The organism is Paenibacillus sp. FSL M7-1046 (assembly GCF_038007405.1).
Taxonomy (GTDB): domain Bacteria; phylum Bacillota; class Bacilli; order Paenibacillales; family Paenibacillaceae; genus Paenibacillus_AQ.
Window position 1 is genome coordinate 1,598,477 of sequence record NZ_JBBOXB010000001.1, and the last position, 24,749, is coordinate 1,623,225.

Below are 24,749 nucleotides of genomic sequence, written 5' to 3' on the forward strand. Positions count from 1 at the left end.
TGTTTCATTAAATGAAACCCGGTTACATAATTGTACATAGTTAATTCTATCTTAGAGCAAAAGCCCAAGGAAAGTCCAGTATATTAACTAACAGGAAAAGGCTGGGCCGCACTTTACAGTTAGATTACAAAAACGGCGAATTCATTGACTTTATGAGGGCGTCCCCATACGATTAAACATATGAATTAATTATGCCGATACAAATGGAAATAGTTCATAACATGAAACAATTCAGTTTGATTTTGACTTTGCGATTTTAGGAGTGGATCTTATGGATCTGGCAACCCACCGTACCGGCAGACCGGTCTCACGCAAGACCAAGGAGGATAAGTCAGACATCGCCCCCAACCTTTCACTGGGGATGATTCGCGTTAAACATATTGTAGTTGCATTGCTGTTATCCGTATTTTTCTTCTTTGTGTTCTGCTTCATTGCCCTGCATGGCTATATTGCCTGGGTGCTGTCTAATCCTACAGTGGCCCCCCTGTACTCCAACCCTTCACTGGCCAAGGGGCTGGACTATGAAGATGTGACCTTTCAGGCGCATGACGGAAGCCGGACGATGCAGGGCTGGTATATCCCGTCCAAGGACTCTACCAAAACCATTGTCTTCAGTCATGGCTACGGCGCCAACCGCGAGGAATCCTGGGTACCGATGTATGATCTGGCCCATTATGCCCATAGCCTGAATTTCAACGTCGTCATGTTCGATTATGGCTTCGCTTCCCAGACCAACAAGGATATCGCTACCGGCGGCAAAAAAGAATCACAGCAGCTCTTAGGCGCCATACAGTTCGCCAAGGACCGGGGAGCCGGAGAGATCGTCGTTTGGGGCTTCTCCATGGGTGCCGGCACAGCGCTTCAGGCGGGGCTAGTTACCGAGGACGTCGATGCGATGATTCTGGACAGCACCTTTTTGCTGGAGCCGGATACACTTTACCATAACATCAAGCAAAATATCGATCTTCCCCGCCAGCCTTCCCTGGAAATTATGGAGCTGCTCTTCCCGGTACTGAACGGCACAGGGCTGAATCAAATTCCTTATTCCAAGGTAAAAGCTGAAGACTATCCTTTCCCCGTTCTGTTCATGCACGGCACAAAGGATGACAAGGCGCCATACCCGATTGCCGAAGAGCTTGCAGCCAACCAGAGCAACCCTTACTCGGATTCGTGGATCGTCGAAAACAGCCACCATGAGCTGCTGTTCCGGGAGCATCCCCGCGAATATCTGCGCCGTGTTTCCGCTTTTCTGGGCAATGTGCATTTGGCTAAGAGCCAGGAGAATGAGCAGACTTCCATTGCCGGCAAATAACCTCACTAAGGCATCATCTTTGTTCAAAAATAATAGCGTGCAGAATGTATTCATAGAATACAACTCTGCACGCTATTTTTGTTGTTTAGCTGCTGCCGCCTTACCAAAGCCCATATACATAAATCAGCCGACCCTTTGCAGTCTGCAGCTTTGCACTTAATCCCTTCAAAGATGTTTTCTCCAGGCAAGGCCACATAAGACACTGCTTCCGCTCATATAATGAACCGTTTAAGATATCGGACGGGAGGACTGCATGTAATGTTATATGTATACGGACCGCTGCTGCCAGCACGAATACTCGAAGAAACTGTATTTTGGAAGACCCAGGAGAAAGAGCATACCGAAGTCATCAAAGCAATTGTGCCTCAATTGGAAGAGCCTTATGTCAAACTGCTCGATGAGTGGGCTGTCGTCTTTGGTGCCACAGAGCAAGCCGCGCGGCGGCTGCTGGAAACTTCGCTCACTCCGGCATTTGCCGGACAGCGTGAACTTGCTGCCGAAACAGAGCTGCTGCTGCAGACGGTCTGTTCCCAGTCGCGTGAGTTCATCCGCCAGCTATACGCACTGTGCGAAAGCAGCAAGGCAGTGAAAGCCCAGCCGCTGGCTGCTATTGTACTGCTGCATATTATTCGCGAGTCCGAGTATTTCCTTGCTGTTCTGGGGGGGCTGAGCACGCCCGGACAGGTGTCCGTTCTAATGCGGGAAAGCGCAGCGGACCCAGCGGAGTTTGCGTCTGTAGCTTCTGCAGAGGGCAGCGGCAACGGGTTTGGGCCGGCAACCCCGGCAGCCCAAACCCGCGAACCCGGTTCTGTGCCTATAGGCGGGCATAAACTGCCTCCGCTCCCGTATGCTTATAATGCGCTTGAACCGTATATCGACGAGAAGACCATGACCATCCATCATGACAAACATCACCAAAGCTACGTAGACGGACTGAACAAAGCAGAAATTAAGCTGGCGGAAGCCCGCAAAACCAACGATTTCGATCTCGTCAAACATTGGGAACGAGAGCTTGCCTTTAATGGTGCCGGGCATTATCTTCACACCATCTTCTGGAACGTAATGTCTCCACAAGGCGGCGGACGTCCGACCGGCGCCTTGCTGGACGCCATTGAACGCAGCTTCGGCAGCTATGATGCCTTTAAAGCGCAATTCACCGAAGCAGCGAATAAGGTTGAAGGCGGTGGCTGGGCTATTCTTGTCTGGAGTCCGCGCAGCCGCAGACTGGAAATCCTCACTGCTGAGAAACACCAGAATTTGTCGCAATGGGATGTTGTGCCGCTGCTCGCCCTGGATGTGTGGGAGCATGCCTATTACCTCAAGCATCAGAACAACCGTGCCGCCTATATTCAAGATTGGTGGAAGGTCGTCAATTGGCCTTATGTCTCACAGCGTTATGCCGCCGCCCGCAAGCTGGTCTGGCAGCCCTTTTGAGATTTTCGAAATAAATAGAGCCCTGCTCTCATCTAAAGTGAAAGCAGGGCTCTGTATGTGTACAAATTCGGGAGAATCTCCCCTATCATCCTATTCCTTGATCAAAGCCAAAAACTCCGTGCGTGCGGCAGCATCCTCACGGAAGCTTCCTCTCGTCGCCATGGTCACCGTCTTGCTGCCGGGCTTCTTCACCCCACGGGCACACATGCACAGATGCTCGCCTTCTACGACGACCATGACCCCATGAGGATTCAGCACCTCGGTCATGATGTCGGCAATCTGAGTCGTGATCCGCTCCTGCACCTGCAGACGCCGGCTAACCGCTTCAACGAGACGGGCCAGTTTGCTTAGTCCGGCAATACGCCCGCTTGGGACGTAGCCGATATGCACTTTGCCGAAGAAAGGAGCCATGTGATGCTCGCATTGGCTGTAATAGACGATATCCTTTACAATGACCAGCTCTTCGTGAGATTCATCAAAAGTTACACCAAGCGCCTCTCGGGGATCTATCGAATAACCGCCAAATATCTCCTCGTACATCCGCGTGACCCGTGCCGGTGTTTCCAACAGCCCTTCGCGGCCGGTGTCCTCTCCGATTAACTCCAATATCTTCTCAACATGGTACTCGATCTGCTCGCGGTTCACCGAGACCTTGCCGTTTACGTATTCCTTGATGCCCCCCATGAAACCTCCCCCTTCCGCACCCGCGTATACCTTCATCTATCGGGGCCGTGTTACTTGCCCTTGCGCCGCTGCCCTTTGTTTGCAACAGGAGCACGTCCAGGCTGATTATTGTTCTTCATCATTTGCTGTGCACGCTGCATTTGCTTGCCGTTCAGGTTGTAACCCATTTGCTTCGCAACCTTCTGCAGCATTTCCGGATCATTTTGCATCGTTGTCATTTGTCTGCGTAGATAATATACACCGATAAAGAATCCGCCGATCAGACCAACAACAAGCGTAATAATAGGCCATACAATGTTCATCTGGAATCCACCTTTGTACTCAATTGTCTGCAGCGCCCGCTGCGGGCATGCGAATCTATCATAGCATTTCAAGAACTGGACAGCAATTGGTAAATCCCATGAGTCAGAAGAGGTAGGTTCCGGTGTCATCCGGGAGGGCGTGCTCTGCTTCGAGCTGCAGCAGCCGGGTCTTGATCGCAAGGCCACCGGCGTATCCGACCAGCGTTCCTCCCGCACCGATTACCCGGTGGCACGGCACAATTACCGGAACAGGATTGCGGTTATTAGCTCCGCCTACAGCGCGCACAGCCTGCGGATTGCCGATCCGCACAGCAATATCCTTATAGGAAGCGGACTCTCCGTAGGGAATGCCGCGCAGCGCCTCCCATACCTGAAGCTGGAAGGCCGTGCCACGCATATCCAGAGGCAGCGTGAAGTCCTGCAGTCCTCCGGCAAAATACGCCTCAAGCTGCGCTTTAGCCTGCTCCAGCCGGGACTCATCTTCGATTAATATCACGGTTCCAATCTGTACCTTGAGCCATTTCTCCAGGTTCTCCCGGCTCCCGGCAAATGTCCCGAATTCTATAAGACATAATCCCGCCTCTGTTGCACATAAGGTCAGCGGGCCAATCGGCGATTCCATTTCACTGTAATACACAGCAGTTTCAGTTCCCAGACTGCCCCCCGCCAGCTTGCTCATTGGTCTCCGTCTCCTCCCGCTTCAGCAGCTTGTCCAGCGCCCGTTCAAGCATCTCTCGGACCTGGTTGTCCTCTTCAGCCAACAGTGCCTTTTCAACAGCCGCCAGCGCCTCTCCGCCGCCAATGCGCCCAAGCGCCCAGGCCGCAGTCCCGCGCATTTCCGGGCGTGACTCCCGCAGCACAATTTCGGTCAGCTTCGGTACAGCGCCAGCCTCTTTGAAATTGCCAAGCGCGATAATCGCATTGCGCTGGATCGGCTTTTTACCGCGCCAGGCCGCCGAACTGCTGCCGAATTTCTCTTTGAACTCACGATTGCTGAGCTCAAGAATCGGCAGCAAAAGCGGCTTGACGATTTCCGGATCAGGCAGCAGCTCCGGACGGTGGTTCCAGTTCTTCCCGCGATTTTTCGGGCAGACAATCTGGCAGGTATCGCAGCCATACAGCCGGTTGCCGATCTTGGTCATATACTCATCGCTTAAAAACCCTTTGGTCTGCGTTAAATAGGAAATACAGGCCTGGGCGTTAAGCTGACCCGGGCCAACGAGTGCCCCGGTAGGACAAGCGTCAATACATTTCGTACAATCGCCGCAGCCTTCCTCCACGGGTGCATCCGGGGGGAACGGAATGTTCGTCACCATTTCCCCAAGATAGATCCATGACCCCCACTTGGGAGAGATGATCGCACAGTTCTTGGCACTGAAGCCGATTCCTGCCCGCTCCGCTACAGCTCTGTCTACCAGCACGCCAGTATCCACCATACTCTCCAGCACAGCATCCGGCACACGCTCACGGATAAAAGCCTCCAGCTTCCCCAGCGCTTCACGCAGCACATGATGGTAATCCTGGCCCCAGGCAGCCCGGGCCAGAATTCCCCGGCGCGCACCCGGTTCAGATCTGGGCGGATTCTCCATCTTGGAAGGATAGGCCACCGCAATGGCCAGAATGGATAGCGGCGTCTCACCGGACGGAAGTGCCGGAATAGTCCGCTTATCCAAATCAGGCTCTTCAAAACCGGATTCATACCCCTTGTCCCGGTGATCCTGCAGGATGTTTTTTAAATATAGAAACGGCTCAGCCGTCGCAAACCCGATATCATCAATGCCCAGCGCCGGAGCGGCAGCCTTGATCTCCGCCTTAAGATCTTCCCATATGGAAGGCGGCGGAGCATAGGATGACTGAGTTTTAATGTTCATTTCCGCCTTCACCTTCTCTTATAATGAATTCAGTTTGGAGAGCGGCCACCAGATATAAACTGCCTTGCCGACAATACTCTTCTGCGGGACGGTGCCAAAGTAACGGCTGTCCTTGCTGGCTCCGGCATGCCGGTTATCACCCATCACAAAATAGCTTCCCTTCTCGACAGTCAGCCCCAAAAAATCAGGATCCTGAATTTCCGTATCAATATAAGGCTCATCGGCCATTTCTCCGTTAACGTACAGTTTATGGCCCTGCACCTCTATGAAATCACCGGGTATCCCAATGACGCGTTTCACCAGATATTCCTTGCGGTCCGGGCCGGTGCTGGGATCATGCAGCACAATAACATCTCCCCGCGACGGGTTCGCAAAGCTCAAAGTGATCTTGTTAATGATCAGCTTCTCCCCCTCAACCAGCGTAGGCTGCATGGACTGGCCGACCACAGTAGATATATTGAAAATAAATAAATTCAAAAGCGACATGAACCCAAATACAATTGCCGCGGTGATTACCCAATCCCGCAGATCTAGAATCCATCTGTTTCCCGGCTGCAGTTTGGAACCGTGATGTGTGACAGATCTGTATCTTTGCTTGCGGCTTCGCATAAATTCCCCTTCAAGCTCCCGGTCCATATGCCACCTTCTTGCCCAGATTGGTAGATCAAGTCTATAACAATAGAAAAGCATATCTCCCGGCCATTTGCAATGGACTTCGGGGAGATATGCTTTAGTATAATGGATCAGACTATGCAAGTCGCTATAGTTCTCTATTTAGTAAATGTTTCCGCTTACGCAGCGCCCATGATAAAAGACATTATCCAACGATGCTGAGCTTCCGTACTGATTTGAAGATTTGATTCTCGTCATATCCCATAGCTTCATACAGCGGCAATGCGAAGGAATTGTGCTCATCAACGGCTACGAAAATACCGCTAACCTTGCGCGCCTGAAATCTGTGTTCCATCGCCGTTACAAGACTTTTGCCGATTCCTCTGCGGCGGTAGTCGGGATGGACAGCAATTCGGAAATAACAGCCGTGGTTCTTCTCGATTGTACCTATCAGCGCACCAACAATTTCTTCTTCATCCTCAGCAACTACAATGAGATCTGAATCCCAAGAAAGCTGTCTGGAGAAGGGCTCGATCGTGCTTTCAAAACACTCTTCCGATAATGCGCTCTGCAGCAGTTCAGTCACAGGGGTAACGTCGCTTAATTGAAAGGAACGAACGTGCATTCTTTAAAATCTCCCTTTTCTATGGCTTAGAGTTTAACAAAAAGAAGGAGTTCCCGTAACAGTATAAAGAGAAAAAAAGGCATCAGAAAAGCAAAAATGGGAATTTCGAGGATGTTGTCGAATCCATCATTTCATGCAGCTTTTCTTGCGATCAAAGAAGTATTAACTTAATGTAAAATAGTCGGTAACTTCTCTAATCTCCAAAAACCGAGGAATACCTGCTTTTGACTCTATTAAAGCACACTTTTCTCGTGATATCACCATTTTTCTTTTGAAAGCGCTTGATATGAAGCGTTTTCATGAAACATGTTTACATATTTTCTTTATAAAGGTAAATTCAAAGGTATAAAAGCAAAGTCTACAGGGAATTCTATAAGTTTAACACAGCATTTACACTTCCGGTCAGGTTTGTTTGATCACAACTTTTTAAACGTTTATGTTTGTTTAATGTTGCATTATTGTTCCAGATACGGTTTAATAAAAGTATCTTATCGGATATAACCAATAAGAGGCATTGGAAATAAGGGGTTTTGACGTCAAGACCGCCAAAATTCTTTATCTATACAATTCTAATAAACTCAGGAGGGATTTTTCCATGGCATTTCAATTACCGGCACTTCCTTATCCGAACAACGCTCTTGAACCGCACATCGACGCATTGACGATGGAGATTCATCATGACAGGCACCATAATACTTATGTGACGAACCTGAACGCCGCTCTGGAAAAAGCACCTGAACTTCAAAACAAGAGCATCGAAGAGCTTCTCACCGACCTGAACGCTGTACCTGAAGCCATCCGCACTGCTGTTCGCAACAACGGTGGTGGACACGCCAACCATACCCTGTTCTGGGAAGTCATCGGACCAAACGCCGGCGGCGCACCTACAGGTGCACTGGCAGCTGCAATTGACAGCGAGCTGGGCGGATTCGACAAATTCAAAGAAGATTTTGCTACTGCAGCAACTACCCGTTTCGGCAGCGGCTGGGCTTGGCTCGTGGTTAAGGACGGCAAACTTGCTGTAACAAGCACACCGAACCAAGACAACCCAATCAGTGAAGGTGCTACTCCAATCCTCGGCCTCGATGTATGGGAGCATGCTTACTACCTGAACTATCAAAACAAACGCCCTGACTACATCAAAGCCTTCTGGAATGTAGTTAACTGGGAAGAAGTCGGCAAACGTTACGAAAGCGCGAAGTAAGGAACTGCGGCGACATCGCCGCGCCTTGCTCAGCCTACTCTAATCTATAACTCAAACGGCCCCGTCCTTTTTAAAGGACGGGGCCGTTGCTGTACGCAGGATGTGGTGTCCAGCTTCCACCTTATCCCTAGATGTGAAAACGGCTGCGCCGTGTCCGGTTAGGACATAGCGCAGCCGTTTTTCATTGATAGGCCCGGAGTTGATGCGGCAGCGTACGCTTGGAGCGCTACAGTAGCGAATGCTTTTGTACAAACCAGTCGTTATCTAGACTGAACTTGATCCGTAGCACTCATGCCTGATTGCTATCAGGCTTTTTATGTGATTGCACTTTCTGCAGTAGAATGCTCATTGCTCAGCAATAAATGACATTCCGCTGTATTTTATACAACAGATTTCTGGATTTATCGCCAAAGCCGTCTTTTCCACTAGATTCTGCTGTACAGAGTGCAATAGATTCTATTTTCCAGCTAATTTAGGAGTCATCTGCTGTAAAAAGTGCAACAGAACTGCGTCTCGACCTGAACCTGAGGGAGATACGAGCTGGATCAGCTGCAATACGGTTTAGAAATCTAGACTTTGGACATTACCTGTGCTCAGATTCCATTGATAAACCGTTTCGCTTCATTACTTGCACGCGCTCACTCTCTCAGGTAATCGCTTCGCTCCGGTTCGCCCTAGAACCCCATTTCGTACCGCCCGTTCTGCCAGCCTATTCGGTCCTATTCCCCTCATCAAGCCACTCTTCTCCGGTCTTACAGCTTCTGTGCTTCCAGCTCATCGAAATAATGGTTAAGCAGCTTCAAAAAAACGTTCGGAAAGGCGTAGTTCGCCATGTCCTCGCGGTTGATCCACCGCACGGCTCCGGCATCCTCCGGATTTCCGCTGCCGTCTGCAAACTGCTCGACCGGACTGTCCGTAGCGGAGAAGAGATCAACCTCATACGCATCTGGCGTGTCCATGGCGCGCACAACACTGGCTGGCGGCATGCCTGAGGCCAGTGCAGCACCAGCTTGCGTGCCATCTGCGGGTGGAGCACCAGCTTGCGTGCCATCTGCGGGCGCAGTAGTGCCTGGTGTGCCATTTACAGACACAGCACCGCCTTGCGGACCTTCTACAGATGCAGCACCGCCTTGTGTGCCATCTGCGGGTGCAGCACCGCCATCCGTGGGCACGGCGGCAGCCGCGTTCCCGGCCGCGTATGCCGCCCGCCCCTCCGCCGCCAGCGGCAGCGCCGGGGCGTCCTCTTCCCTGCAGCGGTACACCTGCAGGGTCCACACGATATGGCTGAACGTATGTTCCGCAGCCATCCAGTGCTCTTCAGGCCGGGCGAAGATCCCGGCCTGCCGCAGTGACCGGCGCAGCCGGTCCAGCGCTGCCGCCTCAGGCAGCAGCGCAGCGGAAGCGCCGCCCTCCGCAGGCGGCGCCGGCCAGTGCGGCAGCTCCCACATGCGGGCCAAAAGCCCGCTGGATGGCCGCTGCCGGATCAGCACCCGGCCCGCGTGCTCGCCGCGGCCCGTAACGAGGGCCGCCAGCCGCTCCTCGGGGCGCGGCGGCTTGGCCTTGGTCTTGACGGGCAGCGAAGTCTCGCAGCCCGCCAGGCGCGCGGCACAGTGCTCCATCACCGGGCAAGGCAGACAGCGCGGTGATTTCGGCGTGCAGACGAGTGCCCCGAGCTCCATTAGCGCCTGGTTGAAATGCGAAGCCTCCCCCTCCGGGATCAGCTCCGCCGCCAGCCGCTCCATCTTCACCCGCGTCGGCCCCTTAGCGATGTCATCCTCCATCAGGAAATAGCGGGACAATACCCGCATCACATTTCCGTCCACCGCAGGTTCAGGCCGGTTGAACGCAATGCTGAGAATGGCTCCTGCCGTATAGGGGCCAACCCCTTTAAGGCTGAATATGGCATCGCGGTCATTCGGAACCATTCCGCCGTATTGTTCCTTCACCTGCCGCGCGGCATGCTGAAGATTCCGTGCACGGGAATAGTAGCCAAGACCCTCCCAGCATTTCAGCACATCCTCCTCCGGTGCGTCGGCAAGCGATTCCACCGTAGGAAACCGCTCAATGAAGCGGTTGAAATACGGAATAACCGTATCGACTCTCGTCTGCTGCAGCATAATTTCCGAGATCCAGATATAATACGGATTGCGATGGCGCCGCCAAGGCAAATCACGTTTCTGCCCATGGTACCATTCAAGCAGATTACGGCTAAAAAACAACTTAGTGTCTTGCTGCGCCTGCTCCTGTTGTTCATGCGTTGTCATCATTTATTCTCCTTGATTCTTATATTTACTTCACACGGGCATCAGTGGAGTCACGGCCCGTCAGTTCCTTCAAGTCCCATGCTGTAAGCTCCAGCCTTCCTTGCCGCTCAAACCCTCCGTTCCATTACCGCAAAGGTCGAAGCCAGCTCGCGGCTGTGGGTAATGGTGAGATGAATGAGGTACTCCCGGCCTTTCAGCCGGAGCCGTTCCCAGGCCTCCTCCGAGAGTGTAACTATCGGTTTGCCATATGCATCCGGCAGAATCTGAATATCCTGAAATCCCACTTCCCGGCCTATGCCGCAGCCCAGCGCTTTCACAACCGCCTCCTTGGCCGCGAACCGCCCGGCTATGAACTCCGCAGCATTGCCGCCCCGCCGCTCCAGAAGCTCAAGCTCTGCCTCTGTAAGGATACGCCGGATAAACTTCGCTCCAGATCCTTTATTCATTAGTGCTTTAATCCGCTGGATTTCCAGCACATCATGCCCGATCCCGTATATCAAAATCCCACGCTCCTTATGGACGTGCAGTCATAAACCGCTTGAATCTGATAGCTATCCTTAATAGCTTTGTTAATGGTATGATCTTCATATACATTGTCCGTAAATCATATAGATTATAGTTGTCCCGGATTCTTTCTGCTATCTTAAAAGAAAAAACCGCCGAAGTCTATCCTGCTACTTCCCTCATCATGAATCTTAACCACAGAATCTCAATTCTATATTAAGAAGACATAATAATCTCTGCTAAAGAGAGGGGAATTGACCGATGAACCGCAATTTTCAGTTGCCTGCCGGAGAAGATGCCGTCCTGCGCTGCTCACATTTTCCAGCTCAAGGCAAAGCCAATAGTTTGATTGTTATTGCCCACGGATACAAGGGCTTTAAGGATTGGGGAATGTTCCCTTACCTCGCAGCCGCGCTCAGCCAGGAGCATGAGGTGATCTCCTTCAATTTCTCTCATGCGGGAATCGGCGAGGATCTGCAGAATTTCACCGAGCTTGAGAAGTTCGCCCGCAATACCTATAACCGCGAGATCAAAGACATGGAGATCCTGCTTTCCTATCTCAGCCAGCATCATAAATTTGGCAGCCTGCCCTTATTCCTGCTGGGTCACAGCCGCGGCGGCGGCGATTGTCTGCTATACGCACTGGACCACCCCGAGGAGATTGCAGGAGTCATCTCCTGGAACGGAATCACCGATCTGGATTTGTTCACAGATGAACAAAAACGCGAAATGAAACAAAGCGGCCGGACTCATGTACTCAATGGCCGCACGGGTCAGCAAATGCCGCTCGATGCCGTCATTATTGAAGATCTGGAGCGGCAAGCCGGGCGCTACAATCTTCTGGAGCGAATGAAAACTGCCGCTTTCCCCGTTGTCCTCATTCAGGGAACCCAGGATAGCGAACGGCTGCGCCGCGGCTCGGAGCAATTGGTCAACCTCCGGCCCGATATAGAGCGGGTGCAAATTCCGGAGGGCAATCATACCTTTGGCAGTGTCCATCCTTTTGCCGGGACCACTCCGCAGCTGGAACAGGCGATCGGCGCTACCCGCGAATTTATCCGCAGCGTACTAGCGGGATGACCACCGGCCCGCCGCCAACGGAAGACCGCCATATCATATAATACTACACACAAAACCGCCGGAAAGTCTGAGTATACACACAGATTCTCCGGCGGTTTTTGTATAAACTTCTCCTTCTAGATGCCCGGTATTACATTGCGCTTGTGCGCCGTTCTCCGGTAATAAGCTTCCAGTTTCCCGGCAACCTCAGGGCTGACCTGTTTGCCCTCCAGATAGTCGCTGTTGTCATCATACGTAATACCCAGCTCGGTTTCATCCGTCTGTCCGGGCCAGAGGCCGGCCGTCGGTGCTTTGGTCACGATATCCGCCGGTACTCCCAGATAGGCTGCGAGCTGGCGTACCTGGCGCTTGTTCAGCGAGCTCAGCGGTGTAATATCGACTGCGCCATCGCCCCATTTGGTGTAAAATCCGGTGATGGCCTCGGAGGCATGATCCGTTCCTACTACCAGCAGATTATTCTCGAAGGAGAGCGCGTACTGCATAACCATGCGGGTTCTCGCCTTCACATTGCCTTTGCCCTGATGTGTAATGTGACGGTGCTGGCCCAGCGCTTTCAGGCTATGTTCGACCTCAAGTGCGATCTCGTTAACAGCTTCTTCAATATTGGTCTCAACCTTATGTGTCAGTTCAAAAGCTTCAGCAACCGCATAACTGTGCTCGATATCCTCCTGAACACCGTAAGGCTGAAATACGCCAAGGGTGATGTACTCCTTGCCTTCTTCTGCGGTCAGCTCATCGGTTGCCCGTTTGCATAGGCCTGTTGCCACCGCACTGTCGACCCCGCCGCTGATCGCAATGAGCAGCCCTTTTGCTCCTGCCTGCCGTACATATGCTTTCAGGAAATCGACACGCCTCCGTACCTCTGCCTCTTCATCAATGGCCGGCTTTACGCCGAGGGCAGCAATAATCTCTTCTTGCAAGCTCACAAACCACACCCCGTTTCATCACTTTGAACATATCAATTCTTATATTTTGAAAAAATCCCGCAGCAGCCGGATTGCCGGCCACCGCGAGATCCTATGAATTAACCGCTATTACTGGCACAAACGGTTGAATACTTCCTTCAATTCAGCAGAAATTTCGGCAGCTGAACGGTCTTCTACCCCATGACGTTCAATAAAATGAACAAGCTCCCCATCCTTCATCAAAGCGATAGATGGTGAAGAAGGAGGATATGGAGCGAAGTATTCACGTGCTTTAGCAGTGGCTTCCTTCTCCTGTCCGGCGAACACGGTGAACAGATGATCCGGCAGAATTTCGTTCTGCAAAGCTTGGGCTACACCAGGACGGCATTGGCCGGCTGCACAGCCGCATACAGAATTGACGACAACAAGCGACGTCCCCTTTGCGGTTGGAAGAGTGGTTTCCACCTCTTCTGGAGTCAACAACTCCTGGAACCCGATACTTGTCAGGTCATCACGCATAGGCTGAATTGAATCTCTCATATATTGATTAAATGACATGGACATTCCTCTGCACTCTCCTTTGCCTTGTAAAGTGTTTGGTCAGGCTGCATTACAGCAGCACTTACTAACTTTATTATACATGCATACTCTGTGAAAGCAAGGGAGAGACCTGCTGCTGCAGCGGAGCCCATCGTCTGTGACTTGTGCCTCTATCGCGGGACGTTCACTTCAGAAGCCTAGTCGTTGCTGCGTTTTCTTCCTTCTCAAAAGGAAAGGATACAGTGAACACTGTGCCCACGCCCTCCTGCGATTCAACCGCGATCTTTCCGTTATGCCGCTCGGCAATACTCAGACAAAGCGATAACCCGAGCCCGGTTCCATGATTTTTTGTTGTGAAGAAGGGGACAAATAAATTCTCAATCTGGCTTGTTGAAATTCCGCCTCCAGTGTCCTTAATCATCAGCTCAACTCTATCCTCATTCACACGTGTCTCCAAGGTCAACACCCCCTTCGGGTCCATGGCCTCCATCCCGTTGCGGGCCAGATTAAGGACAAGTTGCTTAATCTCCCTGACATTCAGCATCAGCAGAGGCAATGACGGGTTTAGCCGGAGTTCAATGCTCTGGCCCCGGAGATTGGCATCCGCCCAGATCAAAGGACTCAGCTCTTCTACTATAAGATGAAGCTGCACCATTTCTTTATCCGATACACGGGTCTGTGCCAGGGACAGAAAGTCATTGATGATGGCGTTGGCCCGGTCTAGCTCATCCATTACGATCTGGTAGTATGAATCCAGCTCTCCCGGACTCTTCTCTCTCATAAGCTGGAGAAATCCGCGAACGACTGCCATGGGATTGCGGATCTCATGCGTGATGCCTGCAGCCATCTGTCCAACCAGCGTTAGCCGCTCTACATTATCAAGCTCGCTGCGGAGTTTCGCCTCCTCGGTCAGATCCTTAACGATCATCACAATGCCGCCAGGAATTCCGGAATCCTGCGGCAGAGGCTCCGTATAAATTTGACATGTACTCGTTGCACATGTAATTTTGGCATTGGTGCGTTGTTTGCTGCGGACGATGTTCTCCAGCCGGGAATAGGTCTGCTCATCAATATATTTTCTGAAAAGCTGGCCTGCGGGCTGGGACATTATAGTCTCCCTTGTCAGTTCAGGATAATGGCGATGAATCAGCTTGAGCATAAATTCGTTAAGTTCTGTCACATACCCGCTGTCATCCATCGACATAATATTCAGCTGTACTGCGTCGGTAATCTGCTGAAGCTTCTCTGATTCCAGCTTGAATTTCTCGGAGATCCCCTTCATCTGCTCCTTGATTTGAAGCTTATCCCAAGCGGTTTCGATACAAAATATAAATAATCCGCCGAGCATAATAGTAATAAACAGATATACCGTTACCAGCAAGGTATCTGCCGAAAGGGTTTCATATATATTCCTGCCCTTCATTTTGGGCACGAGCACAATAAAGAGCATGCTGGGAGCCAGAACGGCCCATAGCACGCCTATCTTCTGAATAATCTTTCCCTTCTTAAAAGGCCGGACAAAGCCAAACAATAGCGGAAACATAAGAACCCCAATATTAACTACCATATTGCCGATTCCCGGTGGTACCGAAAACAGAGCCGTGCAGAGCATAAAAAAAGCAGCCAGGCTTATCCCGGAGCGGAAATTGCCATATAATATACCGATATAAGCGGGCAATATAGCTAAATTCAAATAAACAACCCCGAATAATGTTGTTGAGAAAATGGTACAGAGGGTAATGCTAATGGCACAGCAAATAATCAGCAAAGCCTGATCATCCGGAAATTGCCGATTTCTGCGTATAATGTGGCTTTGGTCCAGCCACCATTGAAACAGAAATATAAAGGAACTGGCAGATAAGATTTGCAATAAAATATCCTTTACCGCATCTAAAATTGCAATCACTCCCCAAGTTGGACAAATTACCCTGTCCCCTTAGATTAAAGCACAGCCAGGCTCTTCTGACAACGATAATCACTTACCGGTTTCACAGGTCTGGCTACACCGCGGCCGGAATGGTATGATGCCGTTAGTAGAATACCGAAAATGCTGAAATTCGCTATTCCTTAAGCATGTAAAGGAGCAGATTCATGAGCAACTATGATGTGATCGTCATTGGAGGCGGCCCCTCCGGACTGATGGCCAGCGTGGCCGCGGCAGAGCACGGCGCCTCCGTATTATTAATTGATAAAGGGGCCAAGCTGGGCCGGAAGCTTGGAATCTCTGGCGGCGGGCGCTGCAATGTAACCAACGTCAAGGAAACTTCCGAGCTTATTGCCCATATTCCGGGCAACGGCCGCTTTTTATACAGCGCGTTTGATCATTTTAATAATCGCGATATTGTAGAATTCTTTGAAGATTTGGGCATCGCCCTGAAAGAGGAAGACAACGGGCGGATGTTTCCCGTGTCGGACAAGGCCTCCAGCGTCGTTTCCGCTCTAATCGGCAAAGTTCGCAGCCTGGGTGTGCAGATTATGACGGATAGCCCGGTGCAGGAGGTCCTGTACGGAGACAGTAAAGTAGAAGGAATCCGCCTGAAATCTGGCAAGGAGGTTGCCGCTGGCGCTGTCGTAATCGCCACGGGAGGCAAATCTGTGCCTCAGACCGGTTCCACCGGGGACGGCTATCCTTGGGCGATCACCGCCGGACATACAATTACGGAACTGTTCCCAACGGAAGTGCCCATTGTTTCTAGGGAGGAATGGATCAAGTCAGGGGAACTTCAGGGGTTGTCCCTGCGGGATGTGACGCTGAGCGTCTGGAATCCCAAAGGCAAGAGGGTGATCTCCCACAGGGGAGATATGATCTTCACTCATTTCGGGCTGTCCGGCCCGATTGCGCTGCGGTGCAGCCAGTTCCTGCGCCAGGTCCAGCGCAAATCCGGAACGGACACAGTTGAGCTGTCCATCGACCTTTTTCCCGACCATCACCCGCAGGAGGTGGAGTCCCAGCTGCAGAACAAGCTGGAATTGGAGCCTAAGAAGGCCATCCGTAATTCCTTGAAAGGTTTGATTCCGGAGCGCCTCATTCCGCTGCTGCTGGCCAAAGCCGGGGTGGACGGAGATATCACCGGCCATCATCTTCCCAAAAGCGCCTTGCAAGCGCTGGCCGCCCTTCTGAAACGGATGCCGGTCTATGTTCACGGCACCCGGTCTCTGGCTGAAGCTTTTGTTACCGGCGGAGGTGTCAATCTGAAGGAAATTGATCCCAAGACGATGGAGTCTAAGCTTATGCAGGGACTTTATTTTTGCGGTGAGGTGCTGGATATTCACGGTTATACCGGCGGCTACAATATTACCGCTGCTTTCTCCACAGGTTACACAGCAGGCAAACATGCAGCTGGACAGCATTAAAAGCAAGGGGACGTCCACCGTCTAGGACTACTAAACCCGCCAAGTTATCGCCCATGCCGGGCGAACATTTAAAAACAGCGTTACTTGCGTAAATCCGCAAGTAACGCTGTTTTGTATTTAGCGGGTCTGCGGCACCTATCTCTGAAACCGCATCGTGCTGAACATTCTGGCAATGAAAACCCCGATTAAATAACCGAGTGGAATAAACAGCAGCAGCCCCCACCATCCATACAAAGGAATGCACACCACACCAGAACAGATTGCCGTATATGGAACTAGCAGAATCGGTATTGCTGCGGAACCGGCATCGGCTTTCTGAGCTTTGGTAAAGGGCAGGATCCCGATATAGTCGTCCCCTGCAAACAATAACCAGAAAGAAGTCAGCCAGTAGGCCATTAATAACGCCAGAATAATGAGCAATCCCCATTTCAAAACCCCTGGAACGATAAAAATAGCTACCATGGAAACGCCCATGAACGCAAAGTAGAGCTTCAGGTGTGCCGGATTGCGCACAAGTGCTTTAATGCCTGCCGCCGCGAAGCGGCTCTCCGGCTGCTTCGAAGCCAGGAGCGGTTGTGATTTGCGGAAAATCCATGGTTTAAAGCGTGTGGGGCGCGGTTTATCAAGCACGCCGCGCAGCAATAAACCGGCGATTCTCATCCGCTGCTTGTAGTCTTCCCGCACATCGCTCATAAAGGTTGCGTGCAGCCGCAAGCGGAAGCGTATGGCCCATACAACCACAGCACCATATACGGCGGCGGCTGCCAGCAGGAGCAAGGGCTGGCTGTCCCAATAAATAGCAGCCCTGACATAAGCGGCACAGGGGACGGTCACGGCCGGAATGAGCCACAGCCAGCGGCGGAAGCCCTGGCGCTGTACTTTAACAAGGTGTCCCAGCAGTTTGACGCACCAGCTGCAGGTTATGGTCATTGCAAGTAGCGATGCGGCAGCTGCCCCACTGAGTCCATACCCCCGGACGATGAAGGGCAGCAGAATAGCAAATACCGCAGCCATCTTGAGGGCAGTTACGGTAAGACTATACAGAAGCCCCCGCAGCATAATGCTTCTGATCCAGTTTTGCCGCTGCCTGAGAAACAACGAATCCCCTTCCTGGAGCAGCAGCACCATACCTCCGGTAGCAATTAGAGCCGCCAGCAGCAGCGGAAGCAGCATAAAGGGGATCGCGGTCGTCCATGTTGGCATTTCCCCGCTCCAGAACCCGAAATAGAACCGTCCGCCCAGCAGGCCGCCGGGAATAACGAGGTAGAGCAGGACCGTCCAGTCGGCCGCCGTACGGATAATCGCCGATTGCTCACGCCAATGGGAGATCAGGCGCCGCCGGAACAGCTGCGGAGCCGTAGGAAAAGCATACCCGGCTTTTTTGCCGGAAGTTTTAGGGTTAAGAACAGCCTGTTCCTGACTGCTCATGTCAATTCGTCGAAGCAATCAAACAACGACCCCTCCGGCAATCCGGCAATGTCGCGGATTTCCTCCAAAGTGCCTGTTGCCGTTACTTCCCCGCTGGAGATCAGCACGAAGCTGTCGCAGATTTTCTCCGCAGTATCCAGTACATGCGTGGACATCAGAACGCCCGCACCGCGCTTCCGCTCGGCCTCCAGGAGACGCAGGAAATCCTTCGTGGCACGGGGGTCAAGCCCGATAAACGGCTCGTCCACAATGTAGACATCGGGCTGGACCAGGAAGCCAAGCATCAGCATCATCTTTTGCTTCATACCTTTGGAGAAGCCTGCAGGCAGGTCATCGCGCACATTTCCCATACCGAACTGCACCAGAAGCTTCTCGGCGGTGGCCACAAAAGTCTCGTAGCTCAAACCGTAGGCTGCGGCTGCCAAATCGAGATGCTCCCACAGTGTCAGGTCCTCGTAAAATACCGGCTGTTCCGGCACGTATGCATACGATTGACTCTCTCCGCCGATAATCACTTTAGCCTTGGCATATTTCAACAAGCCGAGCAGCGTCTTGATGGTAGTGCTTTTCCCTGCTCCGTTTGGTCCGATCAATCCCAGCAGCTGGCCGCGCCGCACCTGGAAAGAAACATCTGAAATCCGTTTGTCGCCCGCTTCGTAACCGGCTTCCTCAATGGAAACATCGAGCACAATATCTTCCTCTTCCCATTCGCCCTCAGCTTTGAACCCCTCTGCAGACTCATCTTCAAACTCTGTCTCTTTCATACGGCTTCCATCTCCTAAGTGTCAATTCACAAGTGTCCCGGCTGCTATTACCGTTCTTTTTTATCCATTATACGGACAAATGGGAAGAATCATCAAACATTACTTCCCCGAAGTGCGGAAAGAGACCTCTCGGGCTTAAGGAAAGATCCCCAGATTACACGATGATCAGGCAACACTTTCCTGCAGATCCTGAAGCACCCTTTTGTCTTTACCCTCAATTCTGGCCCGCAGGACCAGCATTGCCGCGCCGAGCAGTGCCGTCAGCACACCGGAGACAACATATGCTATAACCGCTCCCGATGCCGTCACCAGCGCACCTCCGGCTACCGGTCCGAGAATAACCGCCGCGCTGGTCAAGCTGCTGACGGCACCAAAGACACGGCCTGTGTATGCTTCCGGAGTCCGGCGCTGCAGCATGGAGTTAAAGGGGATGAAGACCAGGCCTGCTCCCGCTCCGGCAAGCGTAAATGAGCCGAACAGCATGACATTCATCCAAAGGCCAGCTTCCCCGTATTCGGTCACTAAAGCGGCACTGACGAATACACTCCCCATAAGGATAGCCCCGGCGCTCATCAGGACAAGCGGATGTTTGCCGCTGCCCTTCCGTCCTATCGCCAAGGCAGCGCACAGGGTGCCCAAGCCGCTGGCAGCCACGCACCAGCCTAATAAATCTCCACTGACTCCGGGGATTTCGCGGAATAGCGTCACCGTCTGGGAATCGGCGATTGTCAGCACCATCAGTACGGCTACGAGCATAACGACTCCGCTGAGCACCGCCGGCATCATGCCGATCAGGCGTAGTCCGGCACCGGCTTCCTTGCGGAAAGACCCACGTTCCTGCGGGTTTGTTCCGACCACTTGGCCCCTTTCCGTCCTGAACTTGCCTACGTGCGGTACAGCGAGCAGAATCAGCGCCGAGAGCAGATAAGTTGCCGAGTCGATAATGTAGCAGACCGAAATCCCGAATGCCGCCACCAGAAGACCGCCGGCAGCAGGGCCTACAATTTTGGTAATCTGTTCAATAGAAGAACTGAGAGCGATGGCCTGATCCATCTGCGCCGGGGGAACCAGTTCTTTAAGCTTGCCGCTTTTGGCCGGAGAGAAAAGCATATCCATAACCCCCTTGGCTACTAAGAGGAGGTATACCTGCCATAAGGAGCCGGCAAAGACGAGGCCCATAACAATCCCTGCACGGACGAGGTCGGAGCCAATCATGAGGGCTTTGCGGTCCATCATATCGCTTAAATACCCGGCCAAAGGACCGCCTAGCAGCATCGGCACGGCCATACATAGCGATAACATCGTGATTTCCCATGGCGTAGCCTGCCATTTCAGGCCAACCATCGTCAGCAGCGCCAGCAGATGCAGCCAGTCCCCTACATTGGAGATAAGCTGCGCCGAAATGAGCAGCATAAAGGGCTTATTCGCTGTCAGCCTTTCTGTTTGTGTCTCCTGATGGTTTTCTTCTTTCATACTTACTCCACTCCCCATGCTAATCTTTGCTTCTTTGTAATTTATAGTAAGGGAGTCCAAAGGTTTGTTCATCAATCCCCGGGAGTAAATCTCCGCTGCGCCAGAGGCTGAATATGCCCTCCTACCGGAGACGTACACCAAAAAAACCAATTCAATATGCACCTTTTGCGCGCTCTAAAAAAATTGTTTGATTTTTAATAATTAAAAGTGTGCTCATTGTGACAAATCACATGTTCTTGATCCATTGTTTGACGTATTGTAAAGCTATATCAAGTCATTGCACGGCTAAACCGTGCAATTCAAGCCATGATTTAGTACCGTACGGGGCAACCCGTACGATTAACGATAACGATAGAGGGTGGAGAAGCATGATACAATCCTATGAACGCGATACTCAACTGACATTGCATTTGTACCGGGTTTTTGCCAAGTCTTTCAAGAGCATCAACGAGCATGCCGTTACCGGAAGCAAGATTGAAGGTTTCAATCCCACTGCTTTTGCTGTTATGGAGGTCCTCTACTATAAGGGGCCACAACCCATTCAGCAGATCGGCGCCAAACTGCTCTTGCAGAGCGGAAATGTTACTTACGTGATCGACAAGCTCGAGGAACGCGGCTACCTGCAGCGCAAGCCTTGCGCAAACGACCGCCGGGTTATTTTCGCCGAGCTGACTTCGGAAGGCGAACATCTGATGAACGAAATGTATCCGAAGTATTCGGAGCGTCTGCACCTCGCTTTTAGTGGCCTGAGTGATGAAGAGAAGGAACAAATGATTATTCTTTTGAAGAAGATGGGTCTGCAGGCTGAGAAACTCTCCCCGCTCCCACGCAAATAGGGTTCGGGCCGACGAGATTGTGAATCTATTCACTTTTCAGAATTGCTCTAGATCAAGTAGAAACGGCTGAGCCGTCCTGTTAAGGATGACTCAGCCGTTTCTTTTTTCTTGCAGCAATAGAAGGGTTCTGACACAAGTGTTATTCACTAAGCCTTCTTAAGCACCGGATTCTCCTCTGCAATGGAAGGAACACCACTCCGCAGACCCGAAGAAATAATCAGGGACAAGACTGCGAATGCCGCCATCACAACAAAAAGTGAATGCAGGCCGCCTTCCAGCGCACCATGCAGACTGCTCCAGGCTTCCCCGGTCAGTGTGCTGCCGCCATGCGGATTAAGCAGTGTATTGATGTCATCCCCTGTAACTGCACTGCCGGGCTGCTCCGCCAGACGTCTGTCAATCGTAAGGTTCAGCCAGGAACCGAAAATTGCTACCCCAACCGTCTGCCCGAGTGAACGGGTAAACGTATTGAGTGCCGTTGAGGCCCCGCGCTGCTCATGCTCCACAGAGGACTGGGCGATAATGGTAAATACGGTAGAGGCATAGCCAAACCCGACTCCGCAGAACAGCATAAGACATAGAAGCAGCAACTGTGAGGAATCCCCGTTCATAAACGCAAGGCCGATGGCCCCTATGGAAATCAGCGCCAGACCAAGCATGCCCGTCCGGCGGGAGCCGGAGCGCAGGATCATCCGTCCTCCGGCAATGGAGCCCAGCATCCAGCCTACCGACATCGGAGCGAGCAGCAGGCCTGAGAGGGCTGCACTTTTTCCGAACACTCCTTGAACCCACAGCGGTACATAGGTGGACAAGCCAATGATCAAGGTACTGACCAGCAGATTGGCCCCGGTGGATACAGCAATATTACGAACAGAGAACAGCGTGAGCGGAAGCATAGGTTCAGGAGCACGGCGCTCCACAAACAGAAATACTACCAGCAGCAGAATTGCCGCCCCCAATATCGCCAGCAGCAGCGGAGACGTCCAGGGCAGATTCTGCCCTCCTGTCGTCAGTCCGAAAAGCAGCGCGCCCATCCCTGCCGCGAACAGCAGCACACCGGCTACATCAATCTTCGTCTTGCGTCTTACCCGTTCTTCCTTCAGATAGCGGGAAATAAATATAATCGATAACAGGCCAAAAGGCAGATTAAACACAAACACCCAGCGCCAGCTTAAGTAATCAACAACATAGCCGCCGAGCAGCGGTCCAACCAGAGAGGATATCCCCCATACCGAACTCAGCAGCCCTTGTGTCTTTGCCCGTTCTTTAATGCTGTAGATGTCACCGATTATCGTAAAGGTCATCGGAATCAGTGCTCCCGCTCCGATTCCTTGGATACCGCGGAATATAATAAGCTGTTCCATGCTCTGCGATATGCCGCACAACAGCGAGCCGAGCAAGAATACCACAGCACCGCCGATGAACACAGGCTTGCGGCCAATCAGATCGCTCAGCTTGCCAAATATCGGGGTCGTGACTGCCATGGCCAGCAGATAGGCGGTAAATATCCAGCTCAGCCACTGCATCCCCTGGAAATCCCCAACAATCGCCGGTCCGGCAGGTCCGGTTACTGTTCCTTCAATTGCTGCCAAAAACGTAGCCAGCAGCACCCCTATCAAGATAAGCTTGCGTTCTGTTTCTCCTGGAGACTTCAATGAATCCAAATCCTCTCTCTATATATTAGCGTCTGGCCTCACTGCACAGCAGCGCATACAGAATAACGTCCTGAAAGCCTGAGGACGTATGACGGTATTCCCGCAACAGCCCCTCCCGCCGGAAGCCCAGTGCTGAAAATAGCCTCTGCGCCCGGACATTGTCCGGATGGCATAATACTTCAATCCGGTTCAGCCCCATGGTGCCGAAGCCGAAATCCAGTACAAGCTCCAGCGCTTCCTGCATATATCCCTGCCCCCAATGGGGCGGTGACAGCTCACAGCCGATTTCTCCCCGGTACGCTCCCGGCAGCTGCCAGTAGTTATAGCCGCAGCTGCCGATTACGTCACCCTCCGGTCCTATGATGCTCCAGCGCAGACTCTCTTCTTCCCGCGCCATTTGCCGGAGTGATCCAATCAGATGCTCTGCATCAGCGGCCGAAGACAGAGGGGGCATGTCCAGCCAGGGCGTCACCTCAGGATGACACCAGAGATCATATAATGCAGCGGCATGATCTTCAGTCATGGCACGCAGCTCCACTCTTTCTCCGCTCAAAGCCGGTACCATCCCATTGCACACGTACAACGCTCTCGTCCCCTTCCAACCTTATAAGTATACAACATATGTAAGGATGTCCTGAATAGAAACATAAATTTCACATATAGAAACGGTACTATCCATAACCGGGACGGTACCGTTTCAGTGAGAAATCGTTTGAGAAACGCCTTTATCGGGGCGGCTTGATCCCACCCTGATGCAGACGTTTGTTTTTGTGCATAAGGTTCGCTCATGCTGTTGTATAGTGGAAACCGGCATAATCTCCAGGATTAACCTGAGGCCCCTGCTGCCTTGACCGGCTTAAGCACCTCGGTGCAGAGAACCTGGAGCTTTTCCTGAATCGCCTTGAATTCTTCAATCCCCGTCCCGGTAATACTGAACCCCTCGCCATGGGCAGTCAGGAAGTTCTCCTGGCAGAGCCGTTCCAGTTCCTGCTTCACTTCACGTTCCGCCACCCGGTATCCCAAATTCTCGAGTTCCGGCTGCATTTCTGATACTGTAAGGTCCCTCTCATGTGCAAAATAAAGCATATGGATCCCTACGAACAAGTTCTGTACATCGGCGCGCATATTCCACTCCTTCCGGCCAAAAGCCTCCAGTTTTAGTAAATTCAATCACTGCTTATTCTTATAAAAGCATTACCCTAGTGATGGCTTGTGGAAACACGGGGACTGTTACGGTAAGGGTGTGAGCTCTGCAATCTGCATAAATCCGGTAATGCTTGACGTATTGAACGTTGCTGTACTATGTTGTTAGTTACAGTTATGGATTCATACTGACTCAAGGTACAGGAAGGTGATGCTTCATGTTTCAGGCTATGCCCTACGACGGAACGCGCAGCGAGCGTTTTGAAGCGGTTCTATCCCAGCTGGGAGCGCTGATGGAAGGGGAGCCAAATGCCGTTGCCAATCTGGCGAATGCCTCGGCATTGCTTAAGTTCTCTCTACCGGATACCAATTGGGCCGGTTTCTATTTATTTGACGGCAAGGAGCTTGTGCTTGGACCCTTTCAAGGGCTGCCTGCCTGTATCCGTATTCCACTGGGCCGCGGAGTATGCGGAACGGCCGCAAGCGAACGCCGGACGCTCGTTGTGGATGATGTTCATGCCTTCCCGGGACATATTGCCTGTGATGCCGCTTCGAACAGCGAAATCGTCGTGCCGCTGATTAAGGAGGACCGGCTGCTGGGTGTGCTGGATATCGACAGCCCGCTCAAGCACCGCTTCGATGATGAGGAACGCCGCTTCCTGGAGCGGTTCGCGGCTATGGTTTCGGACGTAATCTAATTTTCCCGGCTGCATGTAAAAGGCCGCCACATTCGCAGGAGTACCTGCGTTTGTGACGGCC

The 24,749-nt window shown here is 52.1% G+C and carries 22 protein-coding genes and 1 pseudogene; 7 read left to right on the forward strand and 16 right to left on the reverse strand.

The window, feature by feature from the left end; translation table 11 throughout:
• The first annotated feature begins 271 nt into the window (after positions 1 to 271).
• Together NYE29_RS06795 and NYE29_RS06800 are read left to right on the forward strand one after the other, a co-directional pair.
• Positions 272 to 1,312, forward strand: coding sequence for an alpha/beta hydrolase (locus NYE29_RS06795; RefSeq protein WP_340895012.1), 1,041 nt, complete (start codon positions 272 to 274; stop codon positions 1,310 to 1,312).
• 258 nt (positions 1,313 to 1,570) lie between these two features.
• On the forward strand, positions 1,571 to 2,746 hold the full coding sequence (locus tag NYE29_RS06800) for a Fe-Mn family superoxide dismutase (protein WP_340895013.1): 1,176 nt from the start codon (positions 1,571 to 1,573) through the stop codon (positions 2,744 to 2,746).
• 90 nt (positions 2,747 to 2,836) lie between these two features.
• Here the strand turns inward: NYE29_RS06800 and folE are convergent, their stop codons facing one another.
• From folE to NYE29_RS06825, 5 genes and pseudogenes are all read right to left on the reverse strand, one after another.
• Positions 2,837 to 3,430, reverse strand: coding sequence for a GTP cyclohydrolase I FolE (folE, locus tag NYE29_RS06805; RefSeq protein WP_340895014.1), 594 nt, complete (start codon positions 3,428 to 3,430; stop codon positions 2,837 to 2,839).
• Positions 3,431 to 3,480: 50 nt separating this feature from the next.
• The gene (locus NYE29_RS06810; RefSeq protein WP_038585565.1) at positions 3,481 to 3,732 is read right to left on the reverse strand and encodes a YneF family protein; all 252 of its coding nucleotides are present in this window, start codon (positions 3,730 to 3,732) and stop codon (positions 3,481 to 3,483) included.
• A 103-nt stretch (positions 3,733 to 3,835) separates the two neighbouring features.
• Positions 3,836 to 5,603: pseudogene (gene queG, locus NYE29_RS06815) on the reverse strand (tRNA epoxyqueuosine(34) reductase QueG).
• A gap of 18 nt (positions 5,604 to 5,621) precedes the next feature.
• The gene (gene lepB / locus NYE29_RS06820) at positions 5,622 to 6,239 is read right to left on the reverse strand and encodes a signal peptidase I (protein ID WP_340895016.1); all 618 of its coding nucleotides are present in this window, start codon (positions 6,237 to 6,239) and stop codon (positions 5,622 to 5,624) included.
• Positions 6,240 to 6,420: 181 nt separating this feature from the next.
• Positions 6,421 to 6,840 carry a GNAT family N-acetyltransferase gene (locus NYE29_RS06825; RefSeq protein ID WP_038585559.1) on the reverse strand — a complete coding sequence of 140 codons (420 nt, stop codon included), beginning with the start codon at positions 6,838 to 6,840 and terminating at the stop codon, positions 6,421 to 6,423.
• A 595-nt stretch (positions 6,841 to 7,435) separates the two neighbouring features.
• Here NYE29_RS06825 and NYE29_RS06830 point away from each other — a divergent pair.
• Entirely contained in the window at positions 7,436 to 8,044 is a 609-nt protein-coding gene (locus NYE29_RS06830; protein ID WP_340895018.1) for a superoxide dismutase, read from the forward strand.
• Between the two features lie 752 nt (positions 8,045 to 8,796).
• Here the strand turns inward: NYE29_RS06830 and mutY are convergent.
• Entirely contained in the window at positions 8,797 to 10,308 is a 1,512-nt protein-coding gene (gene mutY, locus NYE29_RS06835; protein ID WP_445322157.1) for an A/G-specific adenine glycosylase, read from the reverse strand.
• A gap of 107 nt (positions 10,309 to 10,415) precedes the next feature.
• Positions 10,416 to 10,808 (reverse strand): holo-ACP synthase, encoded by a 393-nt coding sequence (gene acpS, locus NYE29_RS06840; protein WP_340895019.1) that lies wholly within the window; start codon positions 10,806 to 10,808, stop codon positions 10,416 to 10,418.
• Positions 10,809 to 11,073: 265 nt separating this feature from the next.
• Here acpS and NYE29_RS06845 point away from each other — a divergent pair, with 265 nt between their 5' ends.
• Positions 11,074 to 11,892 (forward strand): alpha/beta hydrolase family protein, encoded by an 819-nt coding sequence (locus NYE29_RS06845; protein WP_076112807.1) that lies wholly within the window; start codon positions 11,074 to 11,076, stop codon positions 11,890 to 11,892.
• 116 nt (positions 11,893 to 12,008) lie between these two features.
• Here NYE29_RS06845 and nadE read toward each other — a convergent pair whose 3' ends face one another.
• The 3 genes from nadE to NYE29_RS06860 form a co-directional block, all read right to left on the reverse strand.
• Positions 12,009 to 12,818, reverse strand: a complete 810-nt coding sequence (gene nadE, locus NYE29_RS06850; RefSeq protein WP_038585547.1) for an ammonia-dependent NAD(+) synthetase — start codon at positions 12,816 to 12,818, stop codon at positions 12,009 to 12,011.
• Positions 12,819 to 12,926: 108 nt separating this feature from the next.
• Complete coding sequence (locus NYE29_RS06855) at positions 12,927 to 13,361, reverse strand: BrxA/BrxB family bacilliredoxin (protein ID WP_340895025.1); 435 nt, start codon at positions 13,359 to 13,361, stop codon at positions 12,927 to 12,929.
• Between the two features lie 160 nt (positions 13,362 to 13,521).
• Positions 13,522 to 15,030, reverse strand: coding sequence for a two-component system sensor histidine kinase NtrB (locus tag NYE29_RS06860; protein ID WP_340895026.1), 1,509 nt, complete (start codon positions 15,028 to 15,030; stop codon positions 13,522 to 13,524).
• 398 nt (positions 15,031 to 15,428) lie between these two features.
• Here NYE29_RS06860 and NYE29_RS06865 point away from each other — a divergent pair, with 398 nt between their 5' ends.
• Positions 15,429 to 16,691, forward strand: a complete 1,263-nt coding sequence (locus NYE29_RS06865; RefSeq protein WP_340895027.1) for a BaiN/RdsA family NAD(P)/FAD-dependent oxidoreductase — start codon at positions 15,429 to 15,431, stop codon at positions 16,689 to 16,691.
• Between the two features lie 135 nt (positions 16,692 to 16,826).
• On the opposite strand, the gene NYE29_RS06870 is transcribed toward NYE29_RS06865, so the two are convergent.
• The 3 genes from NYE29_RS06870 to NYE29_RS06880 all read right to left on the reverse strand — a co-directional run bounded on the left by NYE29_RS06870 (position 16,827) and on the right by NYE29_RS06880 (position 20,356).
• Complete coding sequence (locus tag NYE29_RS06870) at positions 16,827 to 18,119, reverse strand: ABC transporter permease (protein WP_340895028.1); 1,293 nt, start codon at positions 18,117 to 18,119, stop codon at positions 16,827 to 16,829.
• Entirely contained in the window at positions 18,116 to 18,883 is a 768-nt protein-coding gene (locus NYE29_RS06875) for an ABC transporter ATP-binding protein (RefSeq protein ID WP_083675808.1), read from the reverse strand. The genes NYE29_RS06870 and NYE29_RS06875 overlap by 4 nt, the downstream gene beginning before the upstream one ends.
• A gap of 165 nt (positions 18,884 to 19,048) precedes the next feature.
• Complete coding sequence (locus NYE29_RS06880; RefSeq protein ID WP_340895029.1) at positions 19,049 to 20,356, reverse strand: MFS transporter; 1,308 nt, start codon at positions 20,354 to 20,356, stop codon at positions 19,049 to 19,051.
• A gap of 368 nt (positions 20,357 to 20,724) precedes the next feature.
• Between NYE29_RS06880 and NYE29_RS06885 the strand changes: the two genes are divergently transcribed.
• The gene (locus NYE29_RS06885; protein WP_076112812.1) at positions 20,725 to 21,192 is read left to right on the forward strand and encodes a MarR family winged helix-turn-helix transcriptional regulator; all 468 of its coding nucleotides are present in this window, start codon (positions 20,725 to 20,727) and stop codon (positions 21,190 to 21,192) included.
• Between the two features lie 146 nt (positions 21,193 to 21,338).
• Here the strand turns inward: NYE29_RS06885 and NYE29_RS06890 are convergent, their stop codons facing one another.
• From NYE29_RS06890 to NYE29_RS06900, 3 genes are all read right to left on the reverse strand, one after another.
• The gene (locus NYE29_RS06890; protein WP_438495430.1) at positions 21,339 to 22,847 is read right to left on the reverse strand and encodes an MDR family MFS transporter; all 1,509 of its coding nucleotides are present in this window, start codon (positions 22,845 to 22,847) and stop codon (positions 21,339 to 21,341) included.
• A gap of 25 nt (positions 22,848 to 22,872) precedes the next feature.
• Complete coding sequence (locus NYE29_RS06895; RefSeq protein WP_340895032.1) at positions 22,873 to 23,400, reverse strand: GNAT family N-acetyltransferase; 528 nt, start codon at positions 23,398 to 23,400, stop codon at positions 22,873 to 22,875.
• A gap of 272 nt (positions 23,401 to 23,672) precedes the next feature.
• On the reverse strand, positions 23,673 to 23,972 hold the full coding sequence (locus NYE29_RS06900) for a hypothetical protein (RefSeq protein WP_340899632.1): 300 nt from the start codon (positions 23,970 to 23,972) through the stop codon (positions 23,673 to 23,675).
• A gap of 236 nt (positions 23,973 to 24,208) precedes the next feature.
• Here NYE29_RS06900 and NYE29_RS06905 point away from each other — a divergent pair, with 236 nt between their 5' ends.
• A complete protein-coding gene (locus NYE29_RS06905) occupies positions 24,209 to 24,688 on the forward strand; it encodes a GAF domain-containing protein (protein ID WP_076112815.1) in 480 nt (159 codons plus the stop codon).
• The last annotated feature ends 61 nt before the right edge of the window (positions 24,689 to 24,749 follow it).

Excerpts from the sequence above, each read along its gene's own strand:
- NYE29_RS06830 (WP_340895018.1), top strand. The coding sequence starts at position 7,436 with ATGGCATTTCAATTACCGGCACTTCCTTATCCGAACAACGCTCTTGAA.
- NYE29_RS06810 (WP_038585565.1), bottom strand. The coding sequence starts at position 3,732 with ATGAACATTGTATGGCCTATTATTACGCTTGTTGTTGGTCTGATCGGC.
- NYE29_RS06825 (WP_038585559.1), bottom strand. The coding sequence starts at position 6,840 with ATGCACGTTCGTTCCTTTCAATTAAGCGACGTTACCCCTGTGACTGAA.
- NYE29_RS06880 (WP_340895029.1), bottom strand. The coding sequence starts at position 20,356 with ATGAAAGAAGAAAACCATCAGGAGACACAAACAGAAAGGCTGACAGCG.
- NYE29_RS06795 (WP_340895012.1), top strand. The coding sequence starts at position 272 with ATGGATCTGGCAACCCACCGTACCGGCAGACCGGTCTCACGCAAGACC.
- folE (WP_340895014.1), bottom strand. The coding sequence starts at position 3,430 with ATGGGGGGCATCAAGGAATACGTAAACGGCAAGGTCTCGGTGAACCGC.
- mutY (WP_445322157.1), bottom strand. The coding sequence starts at position 10,308 with ATGACAACGCATGAACAACAGGAGCAGGCGCAGCAAGACACTAAGTTG.
- NYE29_RS06870 (WP_340895028.1), bottom strand. The coding sequence starts at position 18,119 with ATGAGCAGTCAGGAACAGGCTGTTCTTAACCCTAAAACTTCCGGCAAA.
- NYE29_RS06900 (WP_340899632.1), bottom strand. The coding sequence starts at position 23,972 with ATGCGCGCCGATGTACAGAACTTGTTCGTAGGGATCCATATGCTTTAT.
- NYE29_RS06875 (WP_083675808.1), bottom strand. The coding sequence starts at position 18,883 with ATGAAAGAGACAGAGTTTGAAGATGAGTCTGCAGAGGGGTTCAAAGCT.
- NYE29_RS06865 (WP_340895027.1), top strand. The coding sequence starts at position 15,429 with ATGAGCAACTATGATGTGATCGTCATTGGAGGCGGCCCCTCCGGACTG.
- lepB (WP_340895016.1), bottom strand. The coding sequence starts at position 6,239 with ATGGACCGGGAGCTTGAAGGGGAATTTATGCGAAGCCGCAAGCAAAGA.
- NYE29_RS06855 (WP_340895025.1), bottom strand. The coding sequence starts at position 13,361 with ATGTCCATGTCATTTAATCAATATATGAGAGATTCAATTCAGCCTATG.
- NYE29_RS06845 (WP_076112807.1), top strand. The coding sequence starts at position 11,074 with ATGAACCGCAATTTTCAGTTGCCTGCCGGAGAAGATGCCGTCCTGCGC.
- NYE29_RS06800 (WP_340895013.1), top strand. The coding sequence starts at position 1,571 with ATGTTATATGTATACGGACCGCTGCTGCCAGCACGAATACTCGAAGAA.
- NYE29_RS06905 (WP_076112815.1), top strand. The coding sequence starts at position 24,209 with ATGTTTCAGGCTATGCCCTACGACGGAACGCGCAGCGAGCGTTTTGAA.
- NYE29_RS06885 (WP_076112812.1), top strand. The coding sequence starts at position 20,725 with ATGATACAATCCTATGAACGCGATACTCAACTGACATTGCATTTGTAC.